Below are 9,903 nucleotides of genomic sequence, written 5' to 3'. Positions count from 1 at the left end.
CAGCTCACAACCCATTTTCACGGACTAGTCGACTGGCTGATCTGTGGAACCCCGGGTTGGGTCAGGATGGAGTTCCTGGGAGCTTTGAAACCGAGCGAGGTGTAGCCGGGTGCTGGCTTGCCGAGGGAGGACGCGAGCACCGGAGTGAGTTCGTCGTGGTAGCCGTGGACCTCGGCGGTCGTTTTGCCCGGATGTGGTCGCAGGATTCGTCCGACGAACTGCACCAGACGGCCCTTGAACGCGATCGGCGCGGCGAGGAACAGGGCGTCCAGCGCGGGACAGTCGAAGCCTTCCCCGATGTAGGAGCCGGTCGCGACGACGAGCAGGGGTGTCTCACCGGGTTCGAGCCGCGCCATCGCCGCGGCCCGGTCCCGGGCGCCCATGCCCCCGCGTAGCACCACCGGCTCCCGCCCGTCCTTGCGCAGGAGCTCCACGAAGGCGTCGACGTGCGATTTCCATTGGGTCAGGACCAGGCAGTGCCGGCCGCGCTCCAGCGCCGCCAGCACATCCGTCACGACCTGGGTGGTGCGTGCCTCGTCCGCGACGAGATCTCGGTAGATCGCGGCCATCGCACCTGGCGCCGTCGGGTCCGCGTCTCCCCGGTAGTCGTAGGACGTCGAATGCACGAGCAGAACGCGATCCGGGATATCGGAGGCCTCGAGGGTGCCGGCCCGTGCTGGGGTGATCGTGTGCCGGACGGGGCCGAGCTGATGGGTGATGAGCTCGTCGAGCCGGTCCCGGCGATACGGCGTCGCGGTCAGCCCGAGCCACCGCTTGGCACGGATCTGCCGGGCAGCGTTCTCGAACGCCGCAGCCGGAAGGTGATGACACTCGTCGACGACGACCAGCCCGTATCCGGCCGTCAACGCGCCTACGTCCTCTCGCCGCGCCAGTGTTTGCAACGTCATGACATCCACGGTGCCTTGCAACGAGGACCGGCCGCCGCGCAACTGGCCAGTACGAACGCCGAGAAGCTCCCGCACGTGAGCCCGCCACTGGTCAGCCAGTGCGGTCCACGAGGATGAGCGTGGGGACGCCGTGATGGGCGATCAACGCACATCCCACGACCGTCTTGCCCGCTCCGGGCTCGGCCACCAACACGCCGAGCTCATGGTGGGCAAGGGCGCTGACCGCAGCCTCTTGATCGCCCCGCGGCGTTGCCGCCAAGACGAAAGCCCGGACGGCCCCGGCCACCCGGTCGTCGGTGATTCGACCCGGCGGCCCGACTCCTCCACGACGCTGACTACCCGATCCGCCAGCCCGCGCGGCACGACGAGGGTGCCGTCCAGAGGCTCCTCATAGCTGAACAGGAACCGCGGCACATTCCACGTCGAGAGCCGCCGGCGCTGGCGCTCGGCGAAGAGCGGGTTACTCATCGAGGCCGCGTGCTTGATCGTCGCCAGGGTCGCGGGCGTCAGATCCGCGCTCGTGACCGCGCATCCGGCTCCCAGGGCGACCGTCACGATCGGCGACGGTTCCGGGCGCGTCTTCGTCGAGGTCGCCGCTGCGAGTCGTTCGACCGCACCACCGACCTTCACAGCGCACACCCGCTGGGCGAGCTTCGCGACTTCAGCCGGAGACAGACGATGCACGCTCGACAGATAGGCCCACTGATCCTCGTGCGGTTCGAGCGTGCCCAGGTCGAGGAACACCGTGGCCCCGTCCTTGCGCGAGCGTCCTTGCAGCGGGGCCGCGATGAGGTTGCCGATGCCTCCCGAGGCAGGGAGGACGTCCTGGGACGGGAAGAGTCTGTCGTAGGTGCGCAGGTCCATTCGGCCACGGACGGCGATGGCTTCGCGCAGCAATCCCATCCCGAGTGTCCTGGCCGCCGCCTCGGAGACCGGCCCGGAGAAGAAGATCGAAGCGTGGGCGCCGACGCCGGACCGTGACACCTCCAGTACCGCCGGCACGCCGACTGCCCGCGCCGCCTTGAGGTAGGCCAGAGCGTCGAGCATCGCCGCCGGTCCGTCGAAGTCCGCCGCCAGCCAGCGGCACATATCGCCGGGCAGCAAGGGATACAGGCCGATGTGCTGACGGCCGGACAGGTGCTCGGCCACCACCTCGTCCGACAGCCGCAGGTAGGGGCGACTCGCCCCCTTGCTCCAGCCCCCCGCGATCGCGGGCATCCAGCCCGACTTGCCGGAACGGCTGTTCTCCCACCGGACCGCATACACGTCTTCACGAGCCGCGAACAGCGTCCGGAAGAACCGCACCTTCTCCGAGGGTGTTGACGCGGCCGTCACCACCCCGGGAGGCTCGAGGAACAACCCCGACTGCGCCGCGGCGGGCACACGCGCTTGCTGCCCCGTCATGCCCAGCAGCCGCAGAAGCCGTGCGTTCTCGGCCCGCAGCCGGAGCAGCTCGCGCTCGAGATCTCCGGAGCCCACCACCACAACATCCACGATGCCAGCCGGGCAGAATCCGCGGTTCCCCGATCCCCACCGCAGCCAAGATGGTTGAGCTGCGGGTGAGGAATGCCGAGACTGCGCTGTCGAACTCGGTGAGCAGTCGTTGCTGGGTGCTGTATTCGTTGGCGTGGGTGTCGAAGCCGCGAGGCTGAGCGAGTAGACCCGCGCCGGCGCGCCGATCTCGATACAGGCGAGCTACGAGTTCGAGCTGGGCGGGGAGTTTGGCCGCTGCGCCTGCCCGAGGCGACCGCCGCTGTAATCAGGTCACGGTCCCTCTGCCCGGCAGCCCCACCGGGCGATCCTCACCACCCTCCGGGTGGCCGGGTGGACGCCGAAGGGGTCGTGCGCGGCGGCGTGTCGCGCACGACCCGCCGGATCAGGCCGGCTCGAGCGCGAAGGTCTCCAGGTCCAGGACGAAGCCCTTGACCCGCATCTCCGGGAGGGTGAAGGGGCTGTCCACCAGGCGCGCGACGCCCTGGCGGACGCTCTCGAAGGCGTCGGAGAACGCGCCGGGCGCCCAGTCGGGGGTGGCGCCGCACTCCTCCTGCAGCTTCGCGACGAACTCCGGGTCGGTGAACGTGCCCATCCCGCAGCCCTTGTGCTGCACCACGTAGACGGTCCGGGTGCCCAGCTCGCGCTGGCTGATCGTCACCGACCGCACCACGTCGTCGGTCACGATCCCGCCCGCGTTGCGCAGCACGTGCGCCTCGCCGGGCTCGATGCCGAACAGCGCGACCGGGTCGATCCGCGCGTCCATGCAGGTCACGATCAGCGTGTGCAGCGAGGGCGGGGCGGGCAGCCCCTTGGCGGCCTCGGCGGAGGCGGCCGCACCGCGCTCGGCGTGACGGGTCAGGAGTACGTCGTCGCTCACGCCCCCCATCGTCCGGGACGGACCGGGCCCGGGCGAGGCGGGGCGCTGCATCTCACGCCCCTGCGCGTCCCCGGACGCACGAACGGCACCCCCGCGCGTGGCGGGGGTGCCGTCGGCGGGCTGGATCAGACCTGGTCGGCGATGGTCTCGGCGATCTCGTAGGTGTTCAGCGCGGCGCCCTTGCGCAGGTTGTCGCCGCACACGAACAGCTCGAGGGTGCGGGGGAAGTCCAGCGCCTGGCGGACCCGGCCGACGTGCGTCGGGTCCTGCCCGACGACGGCGGCGGGCGTCGGCCACACGCCGGCGGCCGGGTCGTCGTCGAGCACGATCGTGGGCTGGGCGGACAGCACCTTGTGCGCCGCCTCGACCGTGACCTCGCGCGCGAAGGTGGCGTGCACCGCCAGCGCGTGCGTGGTGACCACCGGGACGCGCACGCAGGTCGCCGACACGCGCAGGTCCGGGATGCCCAGGATCTTGCGGGACTCGTTGCGGACCTTGAGCTCCTCGGAGGACCAGCCGTCGTCCTTGAGCGAGCCGGCCCACGGCACCACGTTCAGCGCGAGCGGGGCCGGGAACGGCGAGTCGCCACCGAGGCCGGACACGGCCTCCGCCACGTCCCCGGCCTTCTTGCCGACGTCCTTGCCCGCCACCGCGGACAGCTCGGCCGCCAATCGGTCGATGCCGGGCTGGCCGGCCCCCGACGCGGCCTGGTACGAGGCCACGACCAGCGCCTCGAGCCCGAACTCGCGGTGCAGCGCGCCCATCGCGGCCATCATCGAGAGCGTGGTGCAGTTGGGGTTCGCGATGATCCCCTTGGGCCGGTTCGCAGCGGCCTCGGCGTTGACCTCGGGCACCACCAGCGGCACCTCGGGGTCCATCCGGAAGGCGCCCGAGTTGTCGACGGCCACGGCGCCGCGGGAGGCGGCGATCGGGGCCCACTCGGCGGAGATCTCGTCCGGCACGTCGAACAGGGCGATGTCGACGCCGTCGAACACCTCGGGCGCGAGCGCCTGCACGGTGACGTCCTCACCGCGGACCTTCAGCACCTTTCCGGCCGAGCGGGCGGAGGCGACGAGCCGGATCTCGCCCCACGGCACGGTCGTGCGGGCGTCGATGATCTCGATCATGGTGGTGCCGACGGCGCCGGTGGCGCCGACGATGGCGAGCACGGGTCCGGACATGTCTCAGCGCCCCGTCCCGGCCGCGACGACGGCCTCTTCCTCGGAGTCGAGCTCGAACGCGGCGTGCAGCGCGCGGACGGCGTCGTCGAGCTGGTCGGACCTGCAGATCACCGAGATCCGGATCTCCGAGGTGTTCATGGTCTCGATGTTGATCCCGGCGTCGGACAGCGCCTCGCAGAACGTGGCCGTGACCCCCGGGTGGTTACGCATGCCGGCGCCGACCAGCGAGACCTTGCCGACCTCGTTGTCGTAGATCAGCTCGGCGTAGCCGATCTGCTCCTTGGCCTTCTCCAGCGCCGCGACGGCGTTGGGGCCGTCCGAGCGGGGTAGCGTGAAGGTGATGTCGGTCTTGCCGTCCGACTGGTTGGAGATGTTCTGCAGCACCATGTCGATGTTGATCTCGGCATCGGCCACCACGCGGAAGATCCGGGCGGCCATACCGGGGGTGTCCGGCACGCCCGTCACGGTGATCTTGCCCTCGGACCGGTCGTGCGCGACCCCGGTGATGATGGGGTTCTCCAACGGAATCTCCTCGATCGAGCCGGCGACGAGCGTGCCGGGCTTCTCGTTGTACGAGCTGCGGACGCGCAGCGGGACGTTGTAGCGGCGGGCGTACTCGACGGCGCGCAGGTGCAGCACCTTCGCGCCGCACGCGGCCAGCTCGAGCATCTCCTCGTAGGTGACGGTCTCGAGGTGCCGGGCCTTCGGCGCGATCCGCGGGTCGGCGGAGAAGATGCCGTCGACGTCCGTGTAGATCTCGCAGACGTCGGCCTCGAGCGCCGCGGCCAGCGCGACGGCGGTGGTGTCCGAGCCGCCGCGGCCGAGCGTGGTGATGTCCTTCGAGTCCTCGTTCATCCCCTGGAAGCCCGCGACCAGCACGATCTGGCCCTCGGCGAGCGCGCTGCGCAGCCGGTGCGGGTTCACCTCGACGATCCGCGCGTCGCCGTGCTTCGAGGTGGTGAGCATGCCGGCCTGGGAGCCGGTGAACGAGCGGGCCTCGGCACCCAGCGAGTGGATCGCCATCGCGACGAGGGCGTTGGAGATGCGCTCGCCCGCGGTCAGCAGCATGTCCATCTCGCGCGGCGGCGGGGCCCCGGTGGAGACCTGCTCCGCGAGGTCCGTCAGCTCGTCCGTCGTGTCGCCCATGGCGGACACGACGACGACGACGTCGTGACCCTCCTTGCGGGTGCGGACGATGCGCTCGGCGACCTTCTTGATCCGCTCCGCGCTCTCGACCGACGATCCGCCGTACTTCTGCACGACGAGGGCCACTCCGACCTCCTGTCCGGCGCCGGTCCGGCGCCCTGGTCCTCCGCCTCGGGGCGGGTGCGCACCGCACTCCGGGCGCTGGTCGGAAGCCGAGGATACCGGCTGCGACGTGCAGGGCTGATGTGTTTGACCGATGCCACAGAGGCCCACGCCACGTTTGGGTGCCGAGGCCCCGGGGCACCGCGCGCTGACCAGCGGGTCGGCGTCCGGCGCCGCCCCGGGGAAACCACCCGGAACCACCCCGTCGGGTGCGGCTGGGCGGGGCCGCGCCTCGTGTGCGCCCCGGCAGGAGATCATGGACCGATGAGCGCGGCGGGCGGCGACGGGGGCGCGGAGGCGGTCCGGGATCCGGTTCCCGGGTCCCTGCCCCGCGAGCTGCCGGCCGGGTCGCCGATCAGGCCGGGGCACGGAGCGCGGCACGCGCTGCCCGCCGAGGGCCCGACCGAGCCGCTCGCCGCCGTCCGGGGCCGCGCCCGCGCGGTCCCGTGGGCCGCCGTCGGGCACGCCCTGCTGCCGGCGGCGCTGTTCCTCGGCGTCCGCGCGGTGGGGATCGTGGTGCTCGCCATGGTCGCGACCCGGCAGGGCACCCGGCTCGGCGACGAGCTCGGCTCCTGGGACGGGCAGTGGTTCCTCGGCCTGGCCCAGGGCGGCTACGACGATGTCCCGATCGGGCTCAGCGACGCCTACGGCCACCGCAGCGGCGAGACCCCGCTGGCGTTCTTCCCCGGCTACCCGGCCACGGTCGCCGGCGTCCGGTTCGTGACGGGTCTGCCGTTGCTGCCGGCGGCGCTCGTGGCGACGGTCCTGGCCGGGATCGTGGCCGCCCACGGCGTCGCCAGGCTCGGCGAGCTCGTCCCCGGCGGCTCCCGCCGGGTGGGTCTGGTGCTGGTGGTGCTGTTCGCGAGCACGCCGATGGCGGTCGTGTTCTCGATGGCCTACTCGGAGGCGCTGTTCTGCGCGGCGGCCGCCTGGGCGCTGGTGTTCCTGCTGCGCGGGCAGTGGGTCGGCGCGGGGCTCGCCGCGGCCGCCGCCGGGCTGGTCCGACCGACCGCGGCCGCGCTGGTCGCGGCCGTCGGGCTGGCCGCGCTCGTGGCCGTCGTCGCGCGGCGGGACGGATGGCGGCCCTGGCTGGGTGGCCCGCTCGCGGCCGCCGGGCTGCTGGCCTACCTCGGCTACGTCGCGACCCGCACGGGCTCGCCGACGGGCTGGTTCGCGCTGCAGCAGCGCGGCTGGGACTCGCGGTTCGACGGCGGCCGGGCCACCGCGTCGTTCGCGGTCGCGGCGCTGGCCGACGGCCGTTCGGTCATGGAGGTCGCAACCGTCGGCATCCTGCTCGGGGCGGTCGCGCTCCTGGTGGTCTCCGTGGCTCAGGCTGTGCGCAGGTGGATGCCGTGGCCGCTCGTCGTCTACTCGGCGGTGGTGCTTCTCATGGACGTGGGCAGCAACGGGCTCATGGGCTCCAAGGCGCGGCTGCTGGTGCCGGCGTTCACCCTGCTGCTGCCGATGGCCGTGGGCCTCGCCCGGCGCCGGCCGGGCACACGGGTGTCCGTCCTGGTGGCCGCGGTGCTGGTCTCGGCCTGGTTCGGGGCCTACGCCCTGGCCGACTGGCCGTACGCGATCTGACCGGGATCGGACCGGGATCAGCCGATCCGGCGGATCAGGCGCGTGACGACGGCGGTGATGATGCCCCAGATGATCGCCGCGGTGCCGTAGTTCAGGGTCACGGCGAGCTTGGGCTCCGCGGGCAGGAACAGGTTCCCGAGCCCGAGGTTGAAGTACTCCGCGAGGTCGCGGATGAAGATCGTGAAGCCGTTGGCCGGGTTCGCGTCGAGCAGGGTCAGCACGATGTGGATCACCAGGACGGCCACGATCAGCATCCCGACGAGCCGGACCAGGGAGGCCAGCAGGCCTGCCCCGCGACGCACGGTCGTTCCCACCGCCATTGTGTTCCCTCCAGGGCACGAGTTGCGCGCATCCTCTCAGACCGGCGGCCGTTCGGGGGGTCCGCGCGCTCGCCCTATCGGGTGGCTCGGCGTCACGAGGTGTGGCCGCGGTCATCGCGGCGGGGGGCGGGGTTGCCGACGACCCGGGGCGGGGGGTTACAGTCGGGTCCATGGCGCGCCTGCTCCTTCGCCGCCGCGGCGGGGTCTGACCGACCGGCCCCTCGTCGCGGGTTCTGGCGTGCCGCCGGTCGACACCTCCCGGTAGCACCCCCAGAAGGAGCACGATTCCCGTGTCCATGTCGCCCGACGCCTACACCGCCTCCTCGGCCAGCAGGATCCGCACGCCGTCCGTACCGGCGCCCACGGACCAGCCCGTCTGGAACCCCCAGAAGGGCTCCCATATGCCGATCGGGCGGTACAAGCCGTTCCACGAGCTGGTGGAGCCGGTCTCGCTGCCCGACCGCACCTGGCCCTCGACGCGGATCACGAAGGCCCCGCTGTGGTGCGCCGTCGACCTGCGCGACGGCAACCAGGCCCTGATCGACCCGATGAGCCCCGCGCGCAAGCGCCGCATGTTCGACCTGCTGGTCCGCATGGGCTACAAGGAGATCGAGGTCGGCTTCCCGGCCGCCAGCCAGACGGACTTCGACTTCGTCCGCGAGATCATCGAGCAGGACGCCGTCCCGTCGGACGTCCGGATCCAGGTCCTCACCCAGGCCCGCCCCGAGCTGATCGAGCGCACCTTCGAGGCCTGTGAGGGCGCGCCCAACGCGATCGTCCACCTCTACAACTCGACGTCGGTGCTGCAGCGCCGGGTCGTGTTCCGACAGGACCGCGCGGGCATCACGAAGATCGCCACGGACGGGGCGGAGCTGGTCCAGCAGATCAGCGAGAAGTACCCGGACACGGACTGGCGCTTCGAGTACTCGCCGGAGTCCTACACGGGCACCGAGCTGGAGTACGCCGTCGAGATCTGCAACGCGGTCTCGGAGATCTGGCAGCCCACGCCGGACAAGCCCATGATCGTCAACCTGCCGGCGACCGTCGAGATGGCCACCCCGAACGTCTACGCGGACAGCATCGAGTGGATGCACCGCAACCTGGCGCGCCGCGAGGGGATCATCCTGTCGCTGCACCCGCACAACGACCGGGGCACCGCGGTCGCGGCGGCCGAGCTGGGCTACCAGGCCGGGGCCGACCGCATCGAGGGCTGCCTGTTCGGCAACGGCGAGCGCACCGGCAACGTCGACCTGGTCACCCTGGGCATGAACCTGTTCACCCAGGGCATCGACCCGCAGATCGACTTCTCGGACATCGACGAGATCCGGCGGACCGTCGAGTACTGCAACCAGCTGCCGGTGCACGAGCGGCACCCGTGGGGCGGCGACCTGGTCTACACGGCCTTCTCCGGCTCGCACCAGGACGCGATCAACAAGGGCTTCGACGCCATGAAGGCCGACGCCGACGCCGCCGGGCACACCGTGGACGAGCACCCGTGGGAGGTGCCGTACCTGCCGGTCGACCCCAAGGACATCGGCCGCACCTACGAGGCCGTGATCCGGGTGAACTCGCAGTCCGGCAAGGGCGGCGTCGCCTACATCATGAAGACCGAGCACCAGCTGGACATGCCGCGCCGGCTGCAGATGGAGTTCTCGAAGGTCGTCCAGGAGGTCACCGACTCCGAGGGCGGCGAGGTCTCTCCGAAGGAGATGCGCGACGTCTTCGAGACCGAGTACCTGACCCGCGAGACCCCGCTCAAGCTGATCCGGCACCGGCTGACCAGCGACGGCGAGGGCCGCGACGAGATCGTGGCGACCGTCCGGGTCGAGAGCGAGCTGCACGAGATCAGCGGCAGCGGCAACGGCCCGCTCGCCGCGTTCGTGGACGCGCTGGCCGGCATCGGGTTCGACGTCCGCGTCCTCGACTACCACGAGCACGCGATGGGCGGCGGCGACGACGCCCGGGCGGCGGCCTACGTCGAGTGCGCCGTGGAGGAGAAGGTCCTCTGGGGCGTCGGGATCGACTCCTCGATCGTCGCCGCCTCCTTCAAGGCGCTGGTCTCGGCGATCAACCGCGCCCTGCGCTGACCACCCCGAGCTGACCACCCGGAGCTGACCACCCTGCGCTGACCCGCGCGTCCGGCAGCGACCGGCCCGCCCGTGCGACCCACGGGCGGCCGGTCGGCGTCCCGGCGGAGCCCGCCCACGCTCAGCGGGCTCACAGCGGCCGAT

General features: G+C 71.6%; 8 protein-coding genes. 2 read left to right on the top strand and 6 right to left on the bottom strand.

All coding sequences use genetic code 11. The features are described from left to right. Positions 1 to 17 precede the first annotated feature (17 nt). The 5 genes from LWC33_RS03490 to LWC33_RS03470 all read right to left on the bottom strand — a co-directional run bounded on the left by LWC33_RS03490 (position 18) and on the right by LWC33_RS03470 (position 5,732). Positions 18 to 1,007 (bottom strand): DEAD/DEAH box helicase, encoded by a 990-nt coding sequence (locus tag LWC33_RS03490; protein ID WP_372476542.1) that lies wholly within the window; start codon positions 1,005 to 1,007, stop codon positions 18 to 20. A gap of 42 nt (positions 1,008 to 1,049) precedes the next feature. After that, a complete protein-coding gene (locus LWC33_RS03485; RefSeq protein WP_233302719.1) occupies positions 1,050 to 2,402 on the bottom strand; it encodes a TOTE conflict system archaeo-eukaryotic primase domain-containing protein in 1,353 nt (450 codons plus the stop codon). A gap of 382 nt (positions 2,403 to 2,784) precedes the next feature. Continuing rightward, a complete protein-coding gene (locus tag LWC33_RS03480) occupies positions 2,785 to 3,279 on the bottom strand; it encodes a beta-class carbonic anhydrase (protein ID WP_308190898.1) in 495 nt (164 codons plus the stop codon). A gap of 125 nt (positions 3,280 to 3,404) precedes the next feature. Next, positions 3,405 to 4,460 carry an aspartate-semialdehyde dehydrogenase gene (locus tag LWC33_RS03475; RefSeq protein ID WP_233302718.1) on the bottom strand — a complete coding sequence of 352 codons (1,056 nt, stop codon included), beginning with the start codon at positions 4,458 to 4,460 and terminating at the stop codon, positions 3,405 to 3,407. A 3-nt stretch (positions 4,461 to 4,463) separates the two neighbouring features. Continuing rightward, entirely contained in the window at positions 4,464 to 5,732 is a 1,269-nt protein-coding gene (locus LWC33_RS03470; RefSeq protein ID WP_233302717.1) for an aspartate kinase, read from the bottom strand. 300 nt (positions 5,733 to 6,032) lie between these two features. Here LWC33_RS03470 and LWC33_RS03465 point away from each other — a divergent pair, with 300 nt between their 5' ends. After that, the gene (locus LWC33_RS03465) at positions 6,033 to 7,352 is read left to right on the top strand and encodes a hypothetical protein (RefSeq protein WP_233302716.1); all 1,320 of its coding nucleotides are present in this window, start codon (positions 6,033 to 6,035) and stop codon (positions 7,350 to 7,352) included. A gap of 17 nt (positions 7,353 to 7,369) precedes the next feature. On the opposite strand, the gene LWC33_RS03460 is transcribed toward LWC33_RS03465, so the two are convergent. Continuing rightward, a complete protein-coding gene (locus LWC33_RS03460; RefSeq protein WP_233302715.1) occupies positions 7,370 to 7,672 on the bottom strand; it encodes a hypothetical protein in 303 nt (100 codons plus the stop codon). A gap of 296 nt (positions 7,673 to 7,968) precedes the next feature. Between LWC33_RS03460 and leuA the strand changes: the two genes are divergently transcribed. Next, on the top strand, positions 7,969 to 9,759 hold the full coding sequence (gene leuA / locus LWC33_RS03455) for a 2-isopropylmalate synthase (RefSeq protein WP_233302734.1): 1,791 nt from the start codon (positions 7,969 to 7,971) through the stop codon (positions 9,757 to 9,759). The last annotated feature ends 144 nt before the right edge of the window (positions 9,760 to 9,903 follow it).

The sequence above is a fragment of the Pseudonocardia terrae genome, from assembly GCF_021343995.1.
GTDB lineage: Bacteria > Actinomycetota > Actinomycetes > Mycobacteriales > Pseudonocardiaceae > Pseudonocardia > Pseudonocardia terrae.
This window is presented reverse-complemented; position numbering and strand designations above follow the sequence as displayed.